This is a genomic window from Microvirga aerophila (genome assembly GCF_003332305.1).
Classification (GTDB): domain Bacteria; phylum Pseudomonadota; class Alphaproteobacteria; order Rhizobiales; family Beijerinckiaceae; genus Microvirga; species Microvirga aerophila.
The window spans coordinates 16,331-40,065 of sequence record NZ_QOIO01000013.1; the positions used below are offsets into that span (position 1 = coordinate 16,331).

A 23,735-nucleotide genomic window follows, 5' to 3' on the forward strand; every position below is an offset into this window, starting at 1 on the left:
TGGGCCGACGTCATGCCGGAGTGACCGGTGTATGAACGAGTGCGCGACTGATCGCACGAATCGGAAGGTGCTGTGACGACAGTCAGAACTGACTTCGCTGGCGCAACCATTCCACGACGGCCTTTCGAAATCGATGCGCCAGACTGAGCTGGCCATCGGCATAAGTGCGATGAAAACATCGCTGTTCGAGCCTGTCCGCGAGCCTGTCGAGGGTGACGGGGGTCCATAAGGATCGGTCAAGACAACCGTCTCCTCAAGATCCGCCGCCAGATTCGGCCATGCCGGACGGGGTTCAGCATCATTACAGAGCCTTGATGCCATTTGGCAAGATGCTGAGATACTGTGCCTCGGACGCAACACTGTCTCAACAATGGACCGATTGGCAAAGGGATTCGTTAACCAAGAGCCCCTTATGAGGTAGGAGGGACCACCGAACCGAGCGGCGGCCGATGCATCTCAAACCCTTCATACGCCTTGTGCAGGTATTCCTGACGGCGCTGCTTCTCCTCGCAGGGGGCGATGGCGCGTGGGCTGTGGGAGCCGAGCCCGGCAAAGCCGAAGCGCTCGCCATTGCGGCGGCGGTGGCTGTCGAGGTCGACGGGCCAAAGACTAGATTCAAGGTGACCTTGTCCAAAGCGGTTACGGCCCAGGCGTACCTGATGGAGCGCCCAGACCGCGTCATCGTCGATCTTCCCGAAGTTTCGTTCCATCTTCCGTCCGAGCTGGGCCGGAAGCGCGAGGGCCTGATTGCCTCCTACCGTTATGGGCTGTTCGCGCCAGGCCGTTCCCGGGTCGTGATGGATCTGGCCCAGCCGGCCACCATATCGGCCATTCATTCGGAGCCTGGCGCACCAGGCGGGGCAACCATCCTGGTCATCGAGCTGTCTCGCGCCGACCGGGACGAGTTTCGCCGCGCCGCGGCCGAGAGCGCCGGAGCTTCGCGGGCAACCGCGGAGCAGCCTGCCCCGAAAGAGGCTCAGGATGCGCGTCCGGTGATCGTGATCGATCCGGGCCACGGCGGCATCGATCCCGGCGCGGCGGCTCATTCGGGCGTGATCGAGAAGGATCTTGTTCTGTCCTTCGCCCAGCAGCTCAAGAAAAAGCTCGAGGGGCAAGGCCGCTACCGGGTGCTGATGACCCGTGACGAGGATGTTTTCATCTCTCTCGGCGACCGGGTACGCTCCGCGCGATCCGCCAAGGCCGATCTTTTCATCTCGATCCACGCCGATTCGATTTCCGGCGGTCAGGATGTGCGCGGATTGACCGTCTATACCGGGTCGGAGCGGGCGTCCGACGCCGAATCCGCCAGGCTTGCCGACCGGGAAAACAAGGCGGACGCCGCGGCCGGCATCGATTCGGGCGATAGCCCGGACGACGTGCTCGATATTCTCCAGGATCTGACGCTTCGGGAGACGCGTTCCTTCTCGCATGGGTTCGCGACCCGTCTGGTCGGAGAGCTCGATACAATCGCGCGCCTCAACAAGAATCCCCGCCGGGAGGCGGGCTTCCGGGTGCTTCGGGCCCATGACGTGCCCTCGGTTCTCGTCGAGCTCGGCTATTTGTCCAGCAAGCAGGACTTGGATCTTCTCATGTCCGAGCAGTGGCGCGGCAAAATGGTCTCTGCCATGACGGTCGCCGTTGACCGTTTCTTCGCGACGCGGCTCTCTCGCCAGGGGGCTGCCGCAGTTTTACCATAGATACGGTGTGGATAGCCGTAGCGGGGGCACGATTCCTCGGTTAACAGGGGCGCGGGCCGAAAGGCTCCGTCTTGCCTCGAACGGGGATCGGCATGGGCCGATCGGCATAACAGAGCGCCATTTGGCGTCGATAACGGAATAGCTTCGGATGCGCTTCGTCCTACGATTCTTTGGCTTCCTTTTCAGCATCGGGGCGATTTTCTTCCTGATCGGCGCTGTTGGCCTGGCCTATGGATACTGGGCCTTCTCAAAGGACCTGCCGGACCACGCGCAGCTTGCCAATTACGAGCCGCCGGTGATGACCCGCGTCCATGCGGCGGACGGCAGCCTCATCGCCGAATATGCGCGCGAGCGCCGCCTTCACGTTCCGATCCAGGCCACGCCCAAGCTCGTCATCGACGCGTTCCTGTCGGCCGAGGACAAGAACTTCTATCGCCATGTGGGCATCGACCCCGAGGGGCTCGTGCGCGCCGTTCTGGCCAATGTCCGGTCCGGCGGCAGGCGGGAGCAGGGCGCTTCGACGATCACCCAGCAGGTTGCTAAGAACTTCCTCGTGGGCAACGAGAAGAGCTACGAGCGCAAGATCCGCGAGGCCCTGATCGCCCTTCGGATCGAATCGACCTTCTCCAAGGACAAAATCCTTGAGCTGTACCTGAACGAGATCTTCCTCGGTACCCTGTCGCCTGGGCGCAACCTGCACGGCATCGCCGCTGCGGCGCTCGACTATTTCGGCAAGTCGATTCACGAATTGACCCTGGCCGAGGCCGCCTACATCGCGGCCCTGCCCAAGGGACCCAACAACTATCATCCTTTCCGCGAACGCCAGGCCGCCGTCGAGCGTCGCAACTGGGTCATCGACCGCATGGTCGCCAACGGCTACGCCACCCGCCAGGACGGCGACGTGGCCAAGAAGGAGCCGCTCAACGTCAAGCCGCGGAACGTGTCGCCCAACAGTATCGCGTCCGGCTACTTCGCTGAGGGCGTGCGCCGCGATATCGCCGATCGTTATGGCGAGGAGAAGCTCTACGAGGGCGGCCTCCTGATCAGGGCGACTCTCGACCCGAAGATGCAGGCCATGGCCCGCAAGGCCCTCGTGGACGGCCTCGTTCGCTTCGACGAAGCCCGTGGATGGCGCGGGTCGCAGCAGAAGATCGATCTTACGGGCCGCGAGTGGGGTCTGGCCCTGGCCGAGGTGCCCATGCTCGGCGACGTTCAGCCCTGGCGGATGGCCGTGGTGCTGGAGGTCTCCGGAGGACGTGCGCGTGTCGGTCTCCAGCCGAAGCGGGAGGCGTCCGGGCAGGTGGTGCGCGACCGCGAGATCGGCTTTGTCACGGCCGACGGCGCCAAGTGGACGCGCCGGCCGGTCGAGCGGGCCGTTTCTCCCGGCGACGTGGTGTACGTGGAGCCCCTTGAAGGCAAGGCCGGGCAGTACCGTCTGCGCCAGATCCCCGAGATCTCGGGCGCCATCGTGGCGATGGACCCCTATACGGGCCGTGTCCACGCCATGGTGGGCGGGTTCTCCTTCGACCAGAGCGAGTTCAACCGCGCGAGCCAGGCCATGCGGCAGCCGGGCTCCTCGTTCAAGCCGATCGTCTACGCCACGGCCCTCGACAACGGCTATACCCCGTCGAGCCAGATCCTCGATGCGCCGTTCGTGCTCGACATGGGACCGGGCCAGGCCGCCTGGGCTCCGTCGAACTACGACGGCAAGTCGGCGGGCCTGCGCACCCTCCGTTACGGGATCGAGCACTCCAAGAACCTGATGACGGTCCGGCTTTCCAACGAGGTCGGGATGCCGGCCATCTCGGAATATGCCCGCCGGTTCGGCGTCTACGACGACATGCTCCCGCTCCTGTCCATGTCCCTGGGCGCGGGCGAGACCACGGTCATGCGCATGACGGCGGCTTATTCGATGTTCGCCAATGGCGGGCGGCGCATCAAGCCGACCCTGATCGACCACATCCAGGACCGCTCGGGTCGCACAATCTACCGGCACGACGACCGCAAGTGCATCTCCTGCGACTCGGACAAATGGGACGGCGGCGCTCCGCCCAAGCTTGCCGACAACCGGGAGCAGGTGCTCGATCCTCTCACCGCCTACCAGATGACCTCGATCCTCGAGGGCGTTGTCCAGCGCGGCACGGCCCAGACCGTGAAAGCGGTTGGCAGGCCGCTCGCCGGCAAGACGGGAACCACCAACGACGCGAAGGACGTGTGGTTCGTGGGCTTCTCGCCCGACCTCGCCGTGGGTGTGTTCATCGGCTATGACCAGCCCAAGTCCCTCGGCAATGCGGCCACGGCGGGTCAATACGCGGCTCCGGTGTTCCGCGACTTCATGCAGATGGCCCTCAAGGACAAGCCTGCGACCCCGTTCCGCGTGCCGCCAGGCATCAAGCTGATCCGCGTGAATGCCTCCTCGGGCACGCGCGCCGGGTCGGGCGAGGGCGGGAACGTGATCCTCGAAGCCTTCAAGCCTGGTACAACTCCGCCCGATACCTACGTGCCGGTCGAGGTCGAATCCGCTCCGCAAGCGGAGTATCCGGGCGATCCCAGACAGCAGGTCGGCGCAGGCGCCAACGGATTGTACTGACCGCCTGTACGCTCCATATGCGGTGAAACCTTCAACCCATGAGACGTCGACCCACCGCCGTCGGTATGCCGGCTCGCGGTGAAGGCTGGTCCTTTGAGGATTGGCTCCTTTACACGATGCGGGGCTCCCCGTAAGACCCGCACTCCCAAGGCTCGGACTAAACACAGACCATGCGCGCCGAAATCGAACACCTCGTAGAAGAGACCAAGCAGTCAGTCGGGCTGCTGAGGAGGCATCTTTGACTGGGATCATGCCCAGCGACGCCTCGCCGAACTGAATTCGTTCACCGAACATCCGGACTTCTGGAACGACGCCGAAGGCGCCCAGAAGATCATGCGCGAGCGCACCTCCCTCGAGGACCAGATCGCTGCCATCAAGCGCCTGGAGCAGGAGCTCGAGGACTCGATCACCCTGATCGAGCTCGGGGACGCCGAGGGCGACGAGGCGACCGTCAAGGAAGGCGAGGAGACGATCCGCGGTCTTCAGGCCGAGGCGGCTCGCCTTCAGGTGGAAACGCTGCTCTCCGGCGAGGCCGACGGCAACGACACCTTTGTGGAAGTCCACTCGGGCGCGGGCGGCACCGAAAGCCAGGACTGGGCCAACATGCTCCAGCGCATGTATGCCCGCTGGGCCGAGCGCCGGAAGTACAAGGTCGAGCTTCTCGAAATCACCGACGGTGACGAGGCCGGCATCAAGAGCGCCACGCTCCTGATCAAGGGCCACAACGCCTATGGCTGGCTCAAGACCGAGTCCGGCGTGCACCGGCTGGTGCGGATCTCTCCTTACGATTCCAACGCCCGCCGTCATACGAGCTTCGCGTCGGTGTGGGTCTACCCGGTGGTGGACGACCGCATCAACATCGAGATCAAGGAATCCGATTGCCGGATCGACACGTTCCGCTCCTCCGGCGCGGGCGGCCAGCACGTGAACACCACGGACTCGGCCGTGCGCATCACGCACATTCCCAGCGGAATCGTGGTGGCCTGCCAGCAGGAGCGCTCGCAGCACAAGAACCGCGCTACCGCCTGGAACATGCTGCGCGCCCGCCTCTATGAGGCCGAGCTGAAGAAGCGCGAGGAAAAGGCCAATGCCGAAGCCGCCGCCAAGACGGAGATCGGCTGGGGCCACCAGATCCGCTCCTACGTGCTCCAGCCCTACCAGCTCGTGAAGGACCTGCGCACGGGAGCCCAGTCCACGAGCCCGCAGGACGTGCTCGACGGCGACCTCGATCCGTTCATGGAAGCGTCGCTCGCCCAGCGCATTACGGGTGGCGCGGGCCAGGAGGTCGAGGATATCGACTAAGACAAGAGGCCCACTCGGTTAGGAGCGGGCCTTCGTTATTGCAGGTGATCAGACCTACACGACGAAAAAATCGTAGGAATCGATCCTCGCCGCTCCTGTCAACTTCGCAAAGCGTACGGCCGCAGAGGGGCCGGAGCCGTCTGGATCGTAAGAGAGGGACCGCTCTCCTGCGTTAAAGATGATCCTGTCACTCGTATCCCGTGCGACTGACCCTTCTACGAAAGCGTCCCAGCCCAAAGGGCCCTTCTCGAGAGCGAAGATGGCTGAGGACAAGACGATTACATCAAGATCCCAGAGGTCGCTGAAATCTGTGATTTGATCGATGTCGTCGACGCCATTGAACCAAGTGTCGAAAACGAACCGGTCGCCGCCTTCACCCCCGGTCAGGGTATCGCTGCCTTCGCCCCCCTGCAGAGTGTCATTGCTTTCGCCACCGTTCAAAGCATCGTTGCCTAGACCTCCCTGCAGGACATCCCAGCCATTTCCGCCGTGTAAGGCGTCGTCGCCAATATCTCCGTGCAGCATGTCCTGGCCATGGCCGCCGTCCAGATCGTCATTGCCTGCACCTCCATGCAGGATGTCATCGCCAATTTCGCCCTTCAGGACATCGTTGTCGATGTCGCCGTACAGCATGTCATCGCCATACCCACCCCTTAGCGTGTCGCTACCCGTGCCACCTTGCAATGTGTCATCGCCATATCCGCCTCGCAGATCATCATTGCCAACATCTCCGTAAAGGACGTCGTTGCCGCCGAAACCGTAGATCTTGTCATCGCCATGGTCGCCATTAAGGATATCTTTGACAGCGACGCCATAGATAATGTCCGCCACCCCCTTGCCAATCTGGGTCAGGGTTTGATCAGTACTGCTCCAGCTCCACTTCGCAACCTGTTTCCCGTCTTGCGACGGGTTGCCATAGAGGGCGCGGATCGCCTGGATATCCAAGCGGCCAAGGCTAGGCGACATCATATTGATGTCGCCTCCCGTGTAGCTCATCACGGTATGCTTCACGTGGTCCAAGTCCGACTTCAACAATTGCTTGTTGTGAGCCATCTTATGAAAGGGGTGCTTGAGACCGAGCGCGTGGCCAATCTCGTGAAGCAGGATGTAGAATTTGAAAGACTTATACGTTGAAAGCTCTTTGTGGTACCGGTCGTTCAGGTAGATATTGCCGCCAACATCATCCCGAACGACGTCTTCCTCTAAGGAGTTTTTGTAGAGTTCCGGAAATTCCGCCCGCCCGCTGGAATTTCGTGAGAGCCACTTCCATTGAAACTTCAGCTCGGCATCGGCTCCTTTAACCTCAATGAACCGAATGCCACAGGCATCTCCCCACATCTTCAAGGCTTTGCGCGCCATGGCCTTGTCAGCGTTACCGAATTCCGTCGAACCCCGCTGCGGCCCGCCGAAGGTGTAGGTCAGAAAGACAGGTTGTTTACTGATCTTAAGGCTAGACAGAGCGTTCCAGCTCTGGCCCGAGAGGAGAGCTTTGTAATTCGGCATTTGGTTGAGCTTTAATTAAGAACAGTGTCACATGAAACTTTATAACGCTCTGACCTGAAGCCGCAATAGACTAATCCGTCGCAATCAGAGAGATCGGGCTGCCTCCAGCACCTCCTTGGCATGGTTTGGCACCTTCACCTTCTTCCAAACCTGCGCGACCCTCCCGTCGCCGTCTATCAGAACCGTGGTGCGCTCCACGCCCGTGTACTTGCGGCCGTACATGCTCTTCTCGACCCAGACGCCATAGGCTTCCAGCATGGCTTTGGCCTCATCGGACGCCAGAGTGAAGTCGAGACCGTACTTGGCGCGGAACTTGTTATGGCTCTTCAGGCTGTCGGGCGAGACGCCGATGATCTCGGTGTCTGCCGCCGCGAAATCCTGCCGCAGCGCCTGGAAATCCTGGGCTTCCCGGGTGCAGCCGCTGGTGTCGTCCTTGGGGTAGAAATAGAGCACGACCTTTCGGCCCTTGAGGTTATCCAGGGAAATTTCCTGTCCACCAGTCGCCGGTAGGGTGAAGGCAGGGGCCGGGCTTGCAATGGTCAACGTCATGGTTCGCCTTTCTTTCGGCGGGTTGTGATGTTTCGACAGGCCTTCGCGACCTGTCGCAGGAGATGGTCGCGGGTGGCGCACAAGAGGGCTAATGTCTTCATCTGATTCCCTCTCATGCGCGACAGTGCAAGAACCGGATTGTCCGACGTCACAAGAATGAAGCGACTCCTCAGCACACCTTCGCGCCGGCCCAGCCCGGCGAAGCGGAGCGCCCTCAGGCGCGCGCTTCGTGGTGCGCTCTACGTGAAGCTTGGCCTCGTTCTGCTCGCGGCGTTGGGGATCGGGCTGTTCTACCTCCGCCTGTCCGTGGGTCCGCTCAGCTTCGGCCGTCTCCCCGAGCAGGTCGCGGAAACCCTTGCGGCCCGTATCGGACCGGGCTGGGCCGTGACCCTGCGCGACACGGCTATCGAGCTCCACGGCGGTTCGCCGGCGCTGCGGGCGAACGGCCTCGATATCCGGGCTCCGGGGGGCGAACTCGTTCTGCAGGCGCCGTACGCTGTCGTGAGCGTCGATGGTCTCTCGCTGTTCGCGGGGAACCTCCAGCCGCGCTCGATCGAAATGCGGGACCTGCGGCTGCGGGTTCTCGTCAACCGTGACGGCTCGCTGTCCTTTTCTTCCGAGGGAGGCGAGGGTGGAGAAGCACCTGCCGGGCCACCTGCCGCGTCCCTTAGCCCCTCGACGGAGGCCGCAGCGTCCATGCAGCGCAGCATAGGCGGGCCCTCCCAGGTATCGGGGGTCGTCGGTTCCCTGTTTGATTTGATCATCGGGCCCAAAAGCGCTCTGAACTCCCTTGGGCAAGCCAAGCTGACAAACGCCAATCTCGTCTTCATCGACGCTGACCGGCGCGAACGGGCAAGGTTCAGCCGGGTCGACGCGGTGTTCGACTGGGCCGAGGGTGGCGGACGCCACTTCGCCACAACCCTCGACGGCCCGCAAGGGGTGTGGGAGCTCAACGGCGACGTGTTGTCCGATCATGATGGTGGGTACCGCGGCAGCGTCATCGCCGACCGCGCACCGATCCAGGATATCGTTCTGCTTGCCGGCATGTCGGCCATTCCGGCGACGACGGATCTCGAATTCTCCGGCCGGGTCGACGTGGCCTACGCGGCAGGCCGGGTGACCGAGCTGAAAGCCCGCCTCAACAGCACCGCCGGCACCCTCCAGATCGACGACAAGGATACGTCTCCGCTCGAGGTCGAACGGTCGAGTATCGAGGTGTCCTGGGACGAAGCCCAGAAGGCGCTCGACCTGCAGAACCTCGAGCTGAAGGGCGGCGACAACCATGTCCGCCTTCAGGGGCGCTTGGTCACCCAAACCGGTGCGGACAACTGGCGACTATCACTCAACGGTCGGGATGCAGTCCTGTCGGGCGCGCGCGTGGGGGATAAGCCCGTTCAGATCAGCGAAGTCGCCGCCGAGCTTTCCGGCCCGGACGGCATGGGCATCAGGTCCCTTAAGTTGAGGGGGCCCGATCTGTCGGCCGATCTCAGCGGTGTCTTGGGCGCGCCGGCCGATCCCCATGGCCTCAACCTCGACCTTGCGGCAACCAGGACGGATCTGCGCACCGCCCTACGCATCTGGCCCGAGGCGGTTGCGCCGCCCGTGCGCCGCTTCCTGGTGGCGAACCTCAACGGGGGCACGCTGGATTCCATCGGCCTCAAGGTGCGGATGTCCGGTGCCGACATCGCCAAAGCCGTGTCCGGCGGTCCGACGCCCGATGAATCGCTGAAGATCGACTTTGCGATCTCCGATGGCGTTCTCAAGGCTGCCGAGGGCCTGCCGCCCCTGTCCCACATGAACGTCACCGGCAAGGTCACGGGAACCTCGGTTTTCTTAAAGGCTCCTACGGGCCGGGTCGATATGGCGAGCAACTTTAGCCTGGCCGCCTCGGACGGCGCCTTCGCCCTCGACAACTACTGGAACGACAACGCCCTGGCGCGGATCAACTTTCGCCTAGCGGGGCCCGCCGACAGTCTCGGGGCGCTCCTTCAGCAGCCCATGATCCGAGAAATTGCCGGGTTTGATGTCGATCCCACGACCATGACCGGCAAGGCGGATCTTCGCATTGGGATTGGGCTTGCGGTCAATAACATCCCGGCCTTCACTGACCTGCCCCTGTCGGTGAACGGCACGGTCTCCGAGTTCGGCATCGACAAGCTCTTCGGCAAGGATCGGCTCGAAGGCGCGTCCCTGGCGGTCGCCTATGATAAGGGCAATCTCGCGATCAAGGGCGATGGCAAGCTGGGCGGCGGCGCCGCGTCCATCGACGTCCAGAAAACCCGCGACGGTGGAGAGGCCAACGTAACCTTCGCCCTCGATGAGGCGGCGCGAGCAAGACGTGGTATGTCGTTCGGCTCGCAGCTCACCGGGGTGCTGCCACTCAAGGCCACCCTGCCGCTTGGCAAGCCCGACAAGCCCGGTATTCGCATCGAGGCGGACCTCACCAAGACCGGCATCGATCAGCTCATCCCAGGATGGGTGAAGCCCGCCAGACGACCGGGTAAGGTATCCTTCACCCTGGTTGATGGGGCCAGTACCGAAATCCGCGACCTCCAGCTCGACAGCGGTTCTGCGCAGCTACGCGGAACGGCCACGCTGTCGAATGAGGGTACGCTTGAAAAGGCGGAGCTTACGACCTTCAAGCTGTCGTCCGGCGATGATATGCGGGCGCAGGTCGAGCGCAACAGCGGCGTCTACAAGGTCGTGGTTCGCGGCAATGTGGGCGACGCCCGCCCCTTCACGAAAATCGCGAGCTCCGCTCCCGCACCGGCCGGGCATAACGCACCCGCTCAGAAGGACAGCCGGGACTTCGATCTCGATCTCGCACTCAATATCCTGACCGGATACAACGAAGAGGCGATCACGAATGCGTCGATCAAGGCCTCCATGCGCAAGGACAGCCTCCGGAGCCTGGATGTCAAAGGCCGCCTTGGCCCGACGGACATCGTCGCGCGCACCACGCCCCAGGGAGGCGGCACCTCGATCATCTCCCTCCAGTCGCAGGATGCGGGTTCGCTTCTACGCTTCCTCGATGTCTATCGGCGCATGACCGGGGGCGATCTCATCCTTCAACTCGCCATCGGCGAGGGGCCGCAGGCTGGGATGATGATGCTTCGCTCCTTCGCCCTCAACAACGAGCCGGCCCTGCGCCGCATCATCCCAACGCAGACCCAGTTCGTGCCCGGTCAGGATCGATCCGGAAATCCGCAAGCGGTGCGCGTGGACGTGAACGAGGTCGTCTTCACCAAGGCCCGGGTGGATTTTACTCGAACCGCCGGACGCCTCGATTTCAAGGATGCGGCTATTTGGGGGAACCAAGTTGGCTTCACCCTCGGGGGCTTCATCGACTATGCCCGCGACCGCATGGATATTTCCGGAACCTTCGTGCCGGCCTACGGGCTCAATAACGCCTTCGCCCAGGTGCCGCTGTTCGGTCCATTGCTGGGAGGCGGGCAGTATGAGGGCCTGTTTGCGGTCAATTTCCGCGTATCTGGGCCGTCCGATTCCCCGACCGTGGCGGTCAATCCCCTGTCGGCTGTGGCGCCGGGTTTCCTGCGCAAGCTCTTCGGGGTCGGAGGCGGGACGCCACAGGCGGATTCCCTGCCCGTGACGCCCGAACGCTGATCGACCTTAGACGGCCCTGAGCAGGACGTGCTTCTTCTTGCCGAAGGATAGCTTGATCACGCCCTCGGCCGTCATGTCCGACGCCGTCAGCAGGCCGCGATCGTCGGTGACAATCTGATCGTTCACCTTGAGGCCGCCGCTCTTCACCTGCCGCCGCGCCTCGCTCGTGGAAGGGACGAGCTTGGCATAATCGGGACCGAACGCCGCCAGAACCCCAATCCCGGCGTTGAGTACGTCGGTAGTGATCTCGATGGTCGGCAGGCTTTCAGCGAGGGCTCCCTGCTCAAAGGTCTTGCGTGCCGTCTCGGCGGCGAGCTCTGCGGCCTCGCGGCCGTGGAGCAGGGCGGTCGCCTCCGTGGCCAGAACCTTCTTGGCCTCGTTGATGTCGGCTCCCTGGAGAGCCTCAAGCCGCGCAACCTCGTCCATCGGCAGGATCGTGAACAGCTTCAGGAATCGGCCGACATCCGCATCCTCGGTGTTGCGCCAGAACTGCCAGTAATCATAAGGGCTCAGCATGTCGGCATTGAGCCAGACCGCGCCCGAGGCCGTCTTGCCCATCTTGGCGCCCGAGGCCGTCGTCAGCAGCGGGCAGGTAAGGGCGTAGAGCTGCGCGGTGCCAAGACGGCGGCCGAGATCGATGCCGTTGACGATGTTGCCCCACTGGTCCGAGCCGCCCATCTGCAGGACCGTGCCGTAGCGCTTGTGAAGCTCCACGAAGTCATAGGCCTGGAGGATCATGTAGTTGAATTCCAGGAACGACAGCTCATGCTCGCGCTCCAGGCGCATCTTCACACTGTCGAAGGCCAGCATGCGGTTGACCGAGAAATGGCGGCCCACATCGCGCAGGAACTCGATGTAGTTGAGCTTCATCAGCCATTCGGCGTTGTCCGCCATCATGGCGTCGGTCTTGCCATCCCCGAAGGAGATGAAGCGGGAGAACACCCCCTTGATGCTGTCCTTGTTGTCCTCGATCTGCTCGACCGTCAGGAGCTTGCGGCTTTCGTCCTTGCCCGAAGGATCGCCCACCCGGGTCGTGCCGCCGCCCATGAGCGTGATCGGCCGTCCAGCACCCGTCTTCTGCAGCCAGTGCAGCATCATGATGGAGAGCAGATGCCCGACATGAAGAGACGGTCCCGTGCAGTCATAGCCCACATAGGTCGTAAGACGACCCTCGAGGGCGGCTGCATCGATGCCCTCGAGGTCCGAGGTCTGGTGGATGTAGCCTCGCTCGGTGAGCACTTTCAGGAATTCGGAACGTGGCGCGTTCATCGCGTCTCTCGTCTGTCGGTGTGTCAGGAATGAGCGCGTTTATCAGCTTCGCTCTGTAATTTCACGAGGAAATCGCGCCGGGCCGACCCTTGGCGGGCCAACAACGAAAAACGGCGGGCTGTGGGCCCGCCGCCTTGTGAGACTGGTGGCAGATAAGCTCACGCCGCCTCTTCGGCCGTTCCCAGGCGCTTGTCGAGATATTCGCCCACAGCGCCCATGAGCTCGTCGACCTTGCCGTCGAAGAAGTGGTTGGCGCCGTCCACGACCGCGTGCTCGAGCTTGACGCCCTTCTGGGTCTTCACCTTCTCGATCACGCTGACCACGTCCTTGACCGGGGCGACCCGGTCCTCGGAGCCGTGGACGAACAGGCCGGAGGACGGGCAGGGGGCCAGGAACGAGAAGTCGTAGCGGTTCGCCATAGCGGCGATGGAGATGAAGCCCTCGATCTCCGGGCGGCGCATGAGAAGCTGCATACCAATCCAGGCCCCGAAGGACACGCCGGCGATCCAGCAGGCGCGGGCGTCCGGGTTGATCGACTGGGCCCAGTCGAGGGCCGCGGCGGCATCCGAGAGTTCGCCCTGGCCGTGGTCGAAGGCGCCCTGGCTGCGGCCGACGCCGCGGAAATTGAAGCGCAGGACCGAAAAGCCGCGGTTCACGAAGTCATAGTACAGATTGTAGACGATCTGGTTATTCATCGTGCCGCCGAACTGCGGATGCGGGTGCAGCACGATGGCGATGGGAGCCCCCTTTTGCTTCGCAGGCTGGTAGCGCCCCTCGATGCGACCGGCGGGACCCGTAAAGACGACCTCAGGCATGAATGCGAACCTCTTTTCGACCTCTCGGTTATGAGAGGGAAAACCCGACGGGCCTTGACTTTCGGCCTCAAGTTTCTCTAAAAGTCTTTAGAATTATTCTAAAGTTACTTCGTTTCAGGGCAGGCTCGTTCGGATCAAACGGGCCGGTGCGACCTGACATGGATGTGGTTGTGGTGCTTTAGCACGGCAACCGGGGGCAATTGCAAGGATTTCGTGAGGCTTAGCGGGCGATTATGGCGACAGACCAGCGCACATATCTCGATTACAACGCGACCTCGCCCTTGCGGCCCGAGGTTGCCGACGTGGTCGTGCGCGCGCTCCAGTTGTCAGGAAACCCTTCCTCGGTCCACAGCGAGGGGCGGGCCGCCCGGGCGGCGATCGAGGCGGCGCGCGAGAAAGTAGCCCGGCTGATCGGCTCGAAAACCAAGAACGTGATCCTCACGAGCGGCGGGACCGAAGCGAGCAATCTGGTGCTGAGCCCGTCCTTCCGCCGATTGGGCCAGCCCGGCGCGGACCGGCTCCTGATCGGTGCGACCGAGCACCCTTGCGGCCTGGACGGCCATCGATTCCCAGCAGACGCTGTGGAGCGCATTCCCGTCGGTGCGGATGGGGTCTTGGATCTTGCCTGGCTCAGAACTCGCCTGGAGCAGGCTGAAGGGCAGCGGTTTCTGGTGTCGGTTCAGCTGGCGAACAACGAGACCGGCGTCCTGCATCCTGTCGCCGAGGCAGCGCGCCTCGTCCACGAGCACGGCGGCCTCATCCACACGGATGCGGTCCAGGCCGCCGGCAAAGTTCCGGTCGATATGGCCGAGCTTGGGGTCGACGTGCTGACGATCTCGGCCCATAAGATCGGCGGGCCGAAGGGAATCGGCGCCGTTGCCCTGGCATCCGACCAGTTGGAAATCCCCGACCGGCTGATCCGAGGCGGTGGTCAAGAGAAGGGCTATCGGGCCGGCACGGAGAACGTGGCGGCCATCGCAGGCTTTGGGGCCGCGGCCGAGATCGCCCTGGCGAATCTAGCCGGAGAGGCGGCCCGGCTCGAGGCCCTCAGGGACGAAGCGCAGGCGCATCTGCGCCGCATCGCCCCTGATGCGGTGATCTTCTCGGGCGAAGCGGAGCGGTTGCCCAATACGCTTGCCTTTGCCATACCCGGCCTGAAGGCGGAGACGGCGCTGATCGCGTTCGATCTCCACGGAATTGCCCTGTCGTCTGGTTCGGCTTGCTCGTCCGGAAAGGTCAGGCGGTCGCATGTGCTCGACGCCATGGGGGTGGAACCCGCCCTCGCCGAGGGAGCCATGCGTTTAAGTTTGGGGTGGATGACCACAAAAGAGGACGTGATCCGCTTTGCGGAAGCGTGCGAAAGAGTGGTCGGCACCCTATATAAGCGGAAGGCGAGTGCGGCTTAAGCCGGCTACGCTCGATTTTCCATGTCATCAACCCGCGGCCCTTGAAGCCGTGAGCGGTGGGAGAGACAGATGCCTGCAGTGCAGGAGACGATCGATCAGGTCCGATCGATCGACGTCGACCAATACAAGTACGGTTTCGAGACCGTCGTCGAAATGGAGAAGGCTCCGAAGGGCCTCTCCGAGGATGTGATCCGCTTCATCTCGGCCAAGAAGGGCGAGCCCGAGTGGATGCTCCAGTGGCGTCTCGATGCCTATAAGCGCTGGCTCACCATGCAGGAGCCGGACTGGGCGCGCGTGTCGTACGACAAGATCGACTATAACGACATCTATTACTACGCGGCGCCGAAGAAGAACCAGGCGCCGAAGTCCCTCGACGAGGTGGACCCGGAGATTCTCCGCACCTACGAGAAGCTGGGCATTCCCCTGCGCGAGCAGGAAATCCTAGCCGGCGTCGAGCCGGAGCGCCGGGTCGCCGTGGACGCGGTGTTCGATTCCGTGTCCGTCGCCACGACCTTCAAGGCGGAGCTTGCCAAGGCGGGCGTGATCTTCATGCCGATCTCTGAGGCGATTCGGGAATATCCAGACCTCGTGCGCCAGTATCTGGGCACGGTCGTGCCGGTGACGGACAACTTCTTCGCCACCCTGAACTCGGCCGTTTTCACCGATGGTTCGTTCGTCTACATTCCGCCGGGCGTCCGCTGCCCGATGGAGCTGTCGACCTACTTCCGCATCAACGAGAAGAACACCGGCCAGTTCGAGCGCACGCTCATCATCGCCGACAAGGGCTCCTACGTGTCCTATCTCGAGGGATGCACGGCCCCGAAGCGGGACGAGAACCAGCTCCACGCGGCCGTGGTCGAGTTGATCGCGCTCGACGATGCGGAGATTAAGTACTCCACGGTGCAGAACTGGTATCCGGGCGATGCGGAAGGCCGGGGCGGCATCTACAACTTCGTGACCAAGCGCGGCGATTGCCGTGGCCGGAACTCGGTCATCACCTGGACCCAGGTGGAGACGGGCTCGGCCATCACCTGGAAGTACCCGTCCTGCATCCTGCGCGGCGACAATTCCCGCGGCGAGTTCTACTCGATTGCGGTGTCGAACGGCATGCAGCAGGTCGATTCCGGCACCAAGATGATCCATCTGGGCAAGAACACCACAAGCCGGATCATCTCCAAGGGCATTGCGGCGGGCAAGTCCGAGAACACCTACCGGGGTCTCGTGTCGGCGCACCGCAAGGCGACCGGCGCGCGCAACTTCACGAACTGCGACTCGCTTCTGATCGGCAACGAGTGCGGCGCTCACACGGTGCCCTACATCGAGTCGAAGAACGCCACGGCCGTGTTCGAGCATGAGGCGACGACGTCGAAGATCTCGGAAGACCAGATGTTCTATTGCCAGCAGCGCGGCCTCTCGGATGAGGAGGCGACGGCGCTGATCGTGAACGGCTTCGTGAAGGACGTGCTGCAGCAGCTCCCCATGGAGTTCGCCGTGGAGGCGCAGAAGCTGATCTCGATCTCGCTCGAAGGCTCGGTCGGTTAACAAACGGAACAAGACGTGGATGCCCGGGACAAGCCCGGGCATGACGCCAAAGGCTCAGGGCCCGTCATGGCTGGACTTGTTCCGGTCATCCACGCCTAACAAACGGAATTCAGTCATGCTCGAAATCAAAAACCTCGTGGTCCAGATCGAGGACAAGCGCATTCTCAACGGCCTCAACCTCACCGTTAACAACGGCGAGGTCGCAGCCATCATGGGACCCAACGGATCGGGCAAGTCGACCCTGTCCTACGTGATCGCCGGCAAGGAGGATTATGAGGTCCTCGACGGCGAGATCCTGCTGGACGGCGAGAACGTGCTCGAAATGGGACCGGACGAGCGCGCAGTTGCGGGCGTCTTCCTGGCGTTCCAGTATCCGCTGGAAATCCCCGGCGTCGCGTCCATGACCTTCCTCAAGGCGGCTCTCAACGCACACCGCCGGGCGCGGGGCGAGGGCGAGCTGACCACGCCGGATTTCATCAAGCGCGTGAATGCGACCGCCACCCAGCTAGAAATCCCTAAGGACATGCTCAAGCGCGCCCTCAACGTCGGATTCTCCGGCGGTGAGAAGAAGCGCATGGAGATCCTGCAGATGGCGCTGCTCGAGCCGTCCTTCTGCATCCTGGACGAGACGGATTCCGGCCTCGACATCGACGCCCTGCGCATTGTGTCCGAAGGCGTGAATGCGCTTCGTTCGCCGGATCGATCCTTCCTGGTCATCACCCACTACCAGCGCCTGCTGAACTACATCGTGCCGGACTCGGTCCACGTCATGTCGGCGGGCCGCATCGTGAAGTCGGGTGGCAAGGAGCTGGCTATCGAGCTCGAGGCGAACGGCTACGCCGATTACCGGGAAAGCGAGGCCGCCTGATATGGCCGAAATCAAGCTGATGAAGACGCCGGCCGAGACCGGGCTGGCGCAAGCCTACGAGACGGTGAAAACGACGCTTCCAGGCGACGCCCAGTCGCGTGCCCAGGCGTTCGAGCTCTTCACCAAGAACGGATTGCCCCACCGCCGCGTGGAGGAGTTCAAGTACACGGACCTGCGGGCCCTCATGCGCGAGGCCGCGCCTTTCGCGGGCACGCCGTCGGCCGACGAGGCCAAGGCTGCGTTGCAGGACACGAAGGCCCTTTCCGGCGTGAAGGCAATTCAGGTGCCGTTCGTCAATGGCCATTTCGTGCGCGACGCGGTTGATCTCGGCGGGCTTCCCGAAGGCGTTGAGATTGTCCCGCTGGCCGAAGCCCTGGCCTCGGGCCATGAGTGGCTTGCCAAGCTGAGCCCTGTGTCCTGGGCCAATCAGAACCCGGTCTATCAGCTCAACACCACCTTCATGGCCGATGGGGTGATGCTGCGGATTTCCGGCGAGGTTGACACACTGATCCACCTGCGTTTCGTCACGGCCAGCGCCTCGGCGGTCGCGACCGCGACCCGGGTGCTCGTGCTCGTGGAGGATGGCGCTTCCGTCACGCTTCTCGAAAGCCACGAGAGCACCGACGGGGCCAACCACCAGCCGAACGACGTGGTGGAGATGATTGCCGGCGATCGAACGAACGTTCGCCATGTGCGGCTGAACGCCGAGGGCGACAAGGCTCTTGCGCTCTCGACCTTGGCGCTCAAGGTCGGCGCCGAGGCGGAGTTCTTCAGTCTCAACGTGGTGGCAGGCGCCGCCACCTCGCGTCACCAGGTGTTCGGCGTTCTCAATGGCGAGAACACCAAGGTCCGGATCAACGGTACGACCATGCTCAAGGGCGGTCAGCATGCGGATTCGACCCTCGTGGTCGAGCATGCGGCTCCCCATTGCGAGAGCCGCGAGCTGTTCAAGACCGTGATCGACGGGGAAGCCACTGGCGTGTTCCAGGGCAAGATCATCGTTCCGCACCATGCGCAGAAGACCGATGGCCGCATGATGTCGGCGGCGCTTCTGTTGTCCGATGGCGGCACGATGAACAACAAGCCGGAACTCGAGATCTTCGCGGACGACGTCCAGTGCGCCCACGGGGCGACCTGCGGCCAGCTCGACGAGGACCTCATGTTCTATCTCATGGCCCGCGGCCTTCCGAAGAAGGAAGCCGAGAGCCTGATGGTCCAGGCGTTCCTGGGCGAGGCGATCGAGTTCGTCGACAACCAGGATGTGCACGACGCGCTCGTGAATGTGCTGGAGGGTTGGCTGAGGGCGCGAGCCTAAATCGAACGCCGTCATGCCTGGCACAAGCCAGGCATGACGAGAGAGAAACGGTTCAGATCATGAACGCACCGTTCACAGCTTATGACGTCGAAGCCGTCCGGAGGGACTTTCCACTCCTGGCGCAACAGGTTTATGGCAAGCCGCTGGTCTATCTCGACAACGCGGCCTCGGCCCAGAAGCCCCAGGCCGTGATCGACGCCATGGTGAAGACCATGGAAACCGGCTACGCGAACGTTCATCGCGGCCTGCATTTCATGGCCAACGCCGCGACGGAGACGTTCGAAAACGCGCGCGAGACCGTGCGCGCCTTCCTGAATGCGGAATCCGTCAACGAGATCATCTTCACCAAATCGGCCACCGAGGCCTACAATCTCGTGGCGGATTCCTTCGGCCGCATGGAGATCGGGGAGGGGGACGAGATCATCCTCTCGATCATGGAGCATCACTCCAACATCGTGCCCTGGCACTTCCTGCGCGAGCGGAAAGGGGCCGTGATCAAGTGGGCTCCCGTCGACGACGAGGGCAATTTCCTCATCGACGAGTTCGAAAAGCTGCTCTCGCCGCGCACGAAGATCGTGGCCATCACGCACATGTCCAACGTGCTGGGCACCGTGACGCCCATCAAGGACATCATCCGCATCGCCCATGCCCATGGGGTGCCGGTGCTGGTGGATGGGGCTCAGGGAGCAGTCCATCTCGACGTGGATGTGCGCGACCTCGAAGCGGATTTCTACGTGCTCACGGGCCACAAGGTCTACGGGCCAACCGGGATCGGCGTCCTGTACGGCAAGCGCGAGTGGCTTGAGAAGATGCCCCCCTACCAGGGCGGCGGCGAGATGATCGGCGAGGTCCGCCGGGACACGATCACGTACAACGATCCCCCGCACCGGTTCGAGGCCGGCACTCCGGCAATCATCGAATCCGCCGGTCTCGACGCGGCCCTTCGTTATATGATGATGCTCGGCCGGCAGAACATCCAGGCGCACGAGGCCGCCTTGTCCGCCTATGCCCATGAACGGCTCGGGGCCATGAACTCCCTGCGGATCATCGGCCGGGCCAAGGGCAAGGGCGCCATCATCGCCTTCGAGATGAAGGGGGCCCACGCCCACGACGTGGCGACGATCATCGACCGCCAGGGTGTGGCGGTGCGGGCCGGAACCCATTGCGCCATGCCGCTCCTGGAGCGCTTCGGCGCGACCTCGACCTGCCGGGCGTCGTTCGGCCTCTATAACACCATGGAAGAAGTGGATAAACTCGCCGACGCCTTGCAGAAGGCCGAAGCCTTGTTCGCCTGAGGAAAAAGACCTGTGAACGCAGCAAACCCCATCAACGAAGCGCCCAACGCGCCTCAGGTCTCACCGAGCTCCGGGATCCCACCGGAAGAGCTCGACCGGATGACCGACGACATCGTCGCGGCCCTGAAGACCGTCTACGACCCGGAAATTCCGTCCGACATCTACGAACTCGGGCTGATCTACCGGGTGGATATCGACGACGATCGCAACGTCGAGATCGACATGACCCTGACCGCCCCAGGCTGTCCGGTGGCGGGCGAGATGCCCGGCTGGGTCGAGAACGCCGTTGCGGCGGTCCAGGGCGTCCAGAGCGTCAAGGTCAACATGGTGTTCGATCCACCGTGGGATCAAAGCCGCATGTCCGACGAGGCCAGGGTCGCGCTCGATATGTGGTAAGCTTGTCGGGTCAGAGAGGCACCCCTTGGGATGTCAGGAGGCCCGATATGACCAGTCAGGGTTCTGAAGCGCATCATACCCGCTGCTGCATCGTTGGCGGCGGCCCCGCTGGGATGATGCTGGGTTATCTCCTCGCCCGTGCTGGCGTGGAGGTCGTGGTGCTCGAAAAGCACGCCGATTTCCTGCGTGATTTCCGGGGCGACACGATCCATCCATCGACCCTCGAGGTCATGTACGAGCTTGGGCTCCTGGACGAGTTCTTACGCCGTCCCCATGAGAGGATCGAGCGGGTCAGCGTCGATGTGGGGGGCGTGCCGCTCCAGGTGGCGGATCTCACGCACCTGCCGACCCATTGCAAGTTCATCGCCCTGATGCCGCAATGGGATTTCCTGGACTTCCTGGCTGATCACGCAACGCCTTATCCGAACTTCCACCTGATGATGCAGGCCGAAGCCGTAGACCTCATCCAGGCCGACGGGCGGGTAACGGGCGTGCGGGTGAAGACCCCGCAGGGGATGCTGGACGTCAATGCCGACCTCGTGGTCGGCGCCGATGGCCGCCGGTCGATCATCCGCGAAAAGGCGGGACTGACGGTCATGGACATTGGCGCGCCCATGGATGTCCTGTGGATGCGGATCTCGCGTGTCCCGACCGATCCGGGTCAGTTGCAGGGACGTATCGCTCCCGGCCAGCTGCTGGCTCTCATCGATCGGAATACGTATTGGCAATGCGCCTATGTCATCGCCAAGGGCTCCTTCGACCAGATCCGCCAGAAGGGCCTCGATGCTTTGCGCGGCGCCATCGCCAAGCTAGCCCCGTATATCGCCGATCGAGTCGACGAGCTGCGAAGCTGGGATGACGTCAAGCTGCTGACAGTCGCGGCTGACCGGCTCCAGCAATGGTCGAAGCCCGGTCTCCTGTGCATCGGCGACGCCGCACATGCCATGTCGCCCATCGGCGGCATCGGAATCAATCTGGCCATCCAGGATGCGGTTGCGGCGGCGAACATCCTCGGGCCGGTGCTCAAGCAAGGGCCGGCGGATGAGGCTCAGCTGGCCCTGGTTCAGAAGCGGCGGGAGACGCCCACGCGGTTGACACAGAGGCTACAGGTGCTGATCCAGAACCGGATGATCCGAGGCGTTTTGGGAAGCCAGGGATCAATCGCAGCGCCTTGGTTCGTGCGGCTGTTCTTCAGCTGGCCGTTCTCCCGACGCCTCCCGGCTCGGGTCATCGGGATGGGATTCAGGCCCGAGCACGTGCACCTGCCTGCCTCATGAGGCAGCTGAGGTTATCCCAGGCTCGCCGAGGCTGGGACCTTCGTTTCGCGGCTCGACAGGAACGGTTGCCGGGATGCCCGACACCATCGCCCGGGCGATTTCCTGCTCACCCAGAACGACGCTGGATGCGCCGTACTTGGCAAGATGCTGTTTTTCGGCGTCCGAATGGGCGCGTGCAATGATCGGCAGGGATGGGTGGAGGCCTCGCGCCTGTTCCACCACCTGACTGCTCTCGAACGCGTCCGGGATGGCCACGAGGAGGCAACGCGCCGCCCCGATATTGGCCGCGGCCGCCACCTCGGGGTCGGCCGCGTTCCCGCTGATGACCGGAACGCCCTCTCGCTGCAGATCCGGTATCTTGTCCTCATTGCTTTCGATCACGATGAACGGCGTGTTCGTCGCCTGCAGCTTGGCGCTGATAAACGTCCCGACCCGGCCGTAGCCCACGAGCACAACGTGGTCCGTCAGGGACGTCACGGGAATTGGTTCGCGGAAGGGCGGAGCGGCCTGCGCCTCGGCGCCTGCCTGTACGGCCTTGGCTGCGTCGCGTTTGACGAACCATCTGTCCAGTAGGGTGAACAGGAACGGATTGACCAGGATCGATAGGATGGCCCCGGCCAGAACGAGGTCGCGCCCCCGCTCCGGAAGAATCTGAAGGTCCACCCCGAGTCCGGCGAGGATGAAGGAGAATTCGCCGATCTGGGCGAGGCTTGCGGCGATGGTCAGGGCCGTCGATTGCTGATGGCCGAAAAGGCGCACGATCACGAGCGCCGCCAGGGATTTACCGACGACGATGATCAGGAACGTCGCCATGACCGGACCGAAATCGCGGATAATAATCGTCGGGTCGAACAGCATGCCCACCGAGACGAAGAACAGAACCGCGAAGGCGTCCCGGAGCGGAAGGGATTCGGAGGCGGCTTGATGGCTGAGCTCGGATTCGCTCAGCACCATTCCGGCAAAGAAGGCTCCTAGGGCGAAGGACACCCCGAACAGCTCCGCGGCCCCGAACGCCACCCCGAGGGCGATCGCCAGCACCGACAGGCGGAACAGCTCACGGGATCCGGTATGGGCAACGTAATGGAGGATCCAGGGAATCAGCCTCCGGCCGACGATCAGCATGATCGCCACGAACGCCGCCACCTTGCCCAGCGTCAGCGCCAGGGATAGCCAGATCGACGAGGTATCGGCGGTCTCGTTCGTCAAAGCGTTGGCGATGGCGGGAAGGAGGACGAGGGTCAGCACCATGGCTAGATCCTCGACAATGAGCCAACCTACCGCGATATGGCCGCGCTCCGTCTCCACGAGACGACGCTCCTGGAGGGCGCGCAGCAGGACCACGGTACTGGCGACCGAAAGGGCCAAGCCGAAGACGACGCCCGCCCCCATGGACCAGCCCAGCCACCAGGCCAGGAGCATGCCCAGCAGGGTCGCGCTGGCGATCTGGACGACCGCTCCCGGAATCGCGATGGCCCGGACCGACAGCAGGTCCTTCAGGGAAAAATGCAGCCCAACTCCGAACATGAGCAGAATGACGCCGATCTCGGCAAGCTGGTTGGCGAGGCCCTGGTCGGCCACATAGCCGGGCGTGAAGGGGCCCACCAGAACGCCTGCGAGCAGGTAGCCGACGAGGGGGGAGATGCGGAGTCGATGCGCCAAGGCGCCAAGAGCGAATGCCAGTACGAGGCCGACAACGATGGTTGATATCAGCGGCGTATGATGCGGCATCTGCTCTCCTTTGCAGTTCGGGGGGCAGCCCCTTAGATTGGAAAAAAGCCAGCCCCGTCAACCGAATCAAGGTTGCAATGTTCAGATAATCTCGACGTTTGGCGACGCATCTCCTATCTTAGGGACAACGCACTCGTTCTGCCCGGGCCTTGAACCCGGCCGTCAGGAGAGAATTTTATGGCACTACCAGGTTTCAAGGTCGTGAGCTTGACCGACGCGGCGGCCAACCGTGTGAAAGACATCATGGCCAAGGCCGACCAGCCCATCGTGGGCGTGCGCGTCGGCGTGAAGAACGGCGGCTGCGCCGGCATGTCCTACACGATGGAATACGCGACGAGCATCTCGCCCCTCGACGAAGTGATCGAGGACAAGGGCGTGACGGTCCTCATCGACCCCAAGGCCGTGCTGTTCCTGCTCGGGACCGAGATGGACTTTCAGACCACAAAGATGTCCTCGCAGTTCGTGTTCAACAACCCGAACCAGACATCGGCCTGCGGCTGCGGCGAGTCGGTGGCGATCACGCCGGCCACGCCACCGGCGCTTCAATCCGCGCAGTAAG

At 63.1% G+C, this 23,735-nt stretch carries 17 protein-coding genes; 12 read left to right on the plus strand and 5 right to left on the minus strand.

Annotation, left to right across the window (positions count from 1 at the left end):
• Positions 1-449: 449 nt before the first annotated feature.
• The 3 genes from DRB19_RS09105 to prfB all read left to right on the plus strand — a co-directional run bounded on the left by DRB19_RS09105 (position 450) and on the right by prfB (position 5,589).
• Positions 450-1,697: an N-acetylmuramoyl-L-alanine amidase gene (locus tag DRB19_RS09105; RefSeq protein WP_114185730.1), complete on the plus strand. Its 1,248-nt coding sequence runs from the start codon at positions 450-452 to the stop codon at positions 1,695-1,697.
• Positions 1,698-1,845: 148 nt separating this feature from the next.
• The gene (locus DRB19_RS09110) at positions 1,846-4,287 is read left to right on the plus strand and encodes a penicillin-binding protein 1A (RefSeq protein ID WP_114185731.1); all 2,442 of its coding nucleotides are present in this window, start codon (positions 1,846-1,848) and stop codon (positions 4,285-4,287) included.
• Positions 4,288-4,457: 170 nt separating this feature from the next.
• Positions 4,458-5,589 (plus strand): peptide chain release factor 2 gene (gene prfB, locus DRB19_RS09115; protein ID WP_114185732.1). Its coding sequence is split into 2 segments (ribosomal slippage): positions 4,458-4,526 and positions 4,528-5,589, totalling 1,131 coding nucleotides; the frame shifts between segments, so codons are not numbered across the junction.
• A gap of 54 nt (positions 5,590-5,643) precedes the next feature.
• Here prfB and DRB19_RS09120 read toward each other — a convergent pair.
• The gene (locus DRB19_RS09120) at positions 5,644-7,092 is read right to left on the minus strand and encodes a matrixin family metalloprotease (RefSeq protein WP_114185733.1); all 1,449 of its coding nucleotides are present in this window, start codon (positions 7,090-7,092) and stop codon (positions 5,644-5,646) included.
• A gap of 84 nt (positions 7,093-7,176) precedes the next feature.
• Complete coding sequence (locus DRB19_RS09125) at positions 7,177-7,641, minus strand: peroxiredoxin (protein WP_114185734.1); 465 nt, start codon at positions 7,639-7,641, stop codon at positions 7,177-7,179.
• A gap of 156 nt (positions 7,642-7,797) precedes the next feature.
• Between DRB19_RS09125 and DRB19_RS09130 the strand changes: the two genes are divergently transcribed.
• The gene (locus DRB19_RS09130; protein WP_114185735.1) at positions 7,798-11,265 is read left to right on the plus strand and encodes a YhdP family protein; all 3,468 of its coding nucleotides are present in this window, start codon (positions 7,798-7,800) and stop codon (positions 11,263-11,265) included.
• Between the two features lie 6 nt (positions 11,266-11,271).
• Here DRB19_RS09130 and tyrS read toward each other — a convergent pair whose 3' ends face one another.
• Positions 11,272-12,534, minus strand: a complete 1,263-nt coding sequence (gene tyrS / locus DRB19_RS09135) for a tyrosine--tRNA ligase (RefSeq protein ID WP_114185736.1) — start codon at positions 12,532-12,534, stop codon at positions 11,272-11,274.
• Between the two features lie 158 nt (positions 12,535-12,692).
• Positions 12,693-13,349 carry an alpha/beta hydrolase gene (locus DRB19_RS09140; protein ID WP_114185737.1) on the minus strand — a complete coding sequence of 219 codons (657 nt, stop codon included), beginning with the start codon at positions 13,347-13,349 and terminating at the stop codon, positions 12,693-12,695.
• Between the two features lie 233 nt (positions 13,350-13,582).
• Between DRB19_RS09140 and DRB19_RS09145 the strand changes: the two genes are divergently transcribed.
• From DRB19_RS09145 to DRB19_RS09175, 7 genes are all read left to right on the plus strand, one after another.
• On the plus strand, positions 13,583-14,755 hold the full coding sequence (locus tag DRB19_RS09145; RefSeq protein WP_114185738.1) for a cysteine desulfurase family protein: 1,173 nt from the start codon (positions 13,583-13,585) through the stop codon (positions 14,753-14,755).
• A 69-nt stretch (positions 14,756-14,824) separates the two neighbouring features.
• Positions 14,825-16,297, plus strand: coding sequence for a Fe-S cluster assembly protein SufB (gene sufB / locus DRB19_RS09150; RefSeq protein WP_114185739.1), 1,473 nt, complete (start codon positions 14,825-14,827; stop codon positions 16,295-16,297).
• Positions 16,298-16,412: 115 nt separating this feature from the next.
• Positions 16,413-17,165: a Fe-S cluster assembly ATPase SufC gene (gene sufC / locus DRB19_RS09155; RefSeq protein WP_114185740.1), complete on the plus strand. Its 753-nt coding sequence runs from the start codon at positions 16,413-16,415 to the stop codon at positions 17,163-17,165.
• Position 17,166: 1 nt separating this feature from the next.
• Positions 17,167-18,480, plus strand: a complete 1,314-nt coding sequence (gene sufD, locus DRB19_RS09160) for a Fe-S cluster assembly protein SufD (protein WP_114185741.1) — start codon at positions 17,167-17,169, stop codon at positions 18,478-18,480.
• Between the two features lie 59 nt (positions 18,481-18,539).
• Positions 18,540-19,775, plus strand: coding sequence for a cysteine desulfurase (locus DRB19_RS09165; protein ID WP_114185742.1), 1,236 nt, complete (start codon positions 18,540-18,542; stop codon positions 19,773-19,775).
• Positions 19,776-19,874: 99 nt separating this feature from the next.
• A complete protein-coding gene (locus tag DRB19_RS09170; RefSeq protein ID WP_245439362.1) occupies positions 19,875-20,171 on the plus strand; it encodes an SUF system Fe-S cluster assembly protein in 297 nt (98 codons plus the stop codon).
• Between the two features lie 47 nt (positions 20,172-20,218).
• On the plus strand, positions 20,219-21,448 hold the full coding sequence (locus DRB19_RS09175) for an FAD-dependent oxidoreductase (RefSeq protein ID WP_114185743.1): 1,230 nt from the start codon (positions 20,219-20,221) through the stop codon (positions 21,446-21,448).
• Here the strand turns inward: DRB19_RS09175 and ybaL are convergent.
• Positions 21,443-23,176 carry a YbaL family putative K(+) efflux transporter gene (gene ybaL / locus DRB19_RS09180; RefSeq protein WP_114185744.1) on the minus strand — a complete coding sequence of 578 codons (1,734 nt, stop codon included), beginning with the start codon at positions 23,174-23,176 and terminating at the stop codon, positions 21,443-21,445. The genes DRB19_RS09175 and ybaL overlap by 6 nt on opposite strands.
• A gap of 177 nt (positions 23,177-23,353) precedes the next feature.
• On the opposite strand from ybaL, the gene DRB19_RS09185 reads away from it, so the two are divergent.
• Positions 23,354-23,734 carry a HesB/IscA family protein gene (locus tag DRB19_RS09185; protein ID WP_114185745.1) on the plus strand — a complete coding sequence of 127 codons (381 nt, stop codon included), beginning with the start codon at positions 23,354-23,356 and terminating at the stop codon, positions 23,732-23,734.
• The last annotated feature ends 1 nt before the right edge of the window (position 23,735 follow it).

What these genes read in the sequence shown, in the direction of transcription:
- DRB19_RS09125 (WP_114185734.1), bottom strand. Translation starts at nt 7,641, where the DNA reads ATGACGTTGACCATTGCAAGCCCGGCCCCTGCCTTCACCCTACCGGCG.
- DRB19_RS09170 (WP_245439362.1), top strand. Translation starts at nt 19,875, where the DNA reads ATGACCGACGACATCGTCGCGGCCCTGAAGACCGTCTACGACCCGGAA.
- DRB19_RS09145 (WP_114185738.1), top strand. Translation starts at nt 13,583, where the DNA reads ATGGCGACAGACCAGCGCACATATCTCGATTACAACGCGACCTCGCCC.
- sufD (WP_114185741.1), top strand. Translation starts at nt 17,167, where the DNA reads ATGGCCGAAATCAAGCTGATGAAGACGCCGGCCGAGACCGGGCTGGCG.
- DRB19_RS09185 (WP_114185745.1), top strand. Translation starts at nt 23,354, where the DNA reads ATGGCACTACCAGGTTTCAAGGTCGTGAGCTTGACCGACGCGGCGGCC.
- DRB19_RS09105 (WP_114185730.1), top strand. Translation starts at nt 450, where the DNA reads ATGCATCTCAAACCCTTCATACGCCTTGTGCAGGTATTCCTGACGGCG.
- sufB (WP_114185739.1), top strand. Translation starts at nt 14,825, where the DNA reads ATGCCTGCAGTGCAGGAGACGATCGATCAGGTCCGATCGATCGACGTC.
- DRB19_RS09120 (WP_114185733.1), bottom strand. Translation starts at nt 7,092, where the DNA reads ATGCCGAATTACAAAGCTCTCCTCTCGGGCCAGAGCTGGAACGCTCTG.
- DRB19_RS09175 (WP_114185743.1), top strand. Translation starts at nt 20,219, where the DNA reads ATGACCAGTCAGGGTTCTGAAGCGCATCATACCCGCTGCTGCATCGTT.
- DRB19_RS09140 (WP_114185737.1), bottom strand. Translation starts at nt 13,349, where the DNA reads ATGCCTGAGGTCGTCTTTACGGGTCCCGCCGGTCGCATCGAGGGGCGC.
- DRB19_RS09110 (WP_114185731.1), top strand. Translation starts at nt 1,846, where the DNA reads ATGCGCTTCGTCCTACGATTCTTTGGCTTCCTTTTCAGCATCGGGGCG.
- tyrS (WP_114185736.1), bottom strand. Translation starts at nt 12,534, where the DNA reads ATGAACGCGCCACGTTCCGAATTCCTGAAAGTGCTCACCGAGCGAGGC.
- ybaL (WP_114185744.1), bottom strand. Translation starts at nt 23,176, where the DNA reads ATGCCGCATCATACGCCGCTGATATCAACCATCGTTGTCGGCCTCGTA.
- DRB19_RS09130 (WP_114185735.1), top strand. Translation starts at nt 7,798, where the DNA reads ATGAAGCGACTCCTCAGCACACCTTCGCGCCGGCCCAGCCCGGCGAAG.
- sufC (WP_114185740.1), top strand. Translation starts at nt 16,413, where the DNA reads ATGCTCGAAATCAAAAACCTCGTGGTCCAGATCGAGGACAAGCGCATT.
- DRB19_RS09165 (WP_114185742.1), top strand. Translation starts at nt 18,540, where the DNA reads ATGAACGCACCGTTCACAGCTTATGACGTCGAAGCCGTCCGGAGGGAC.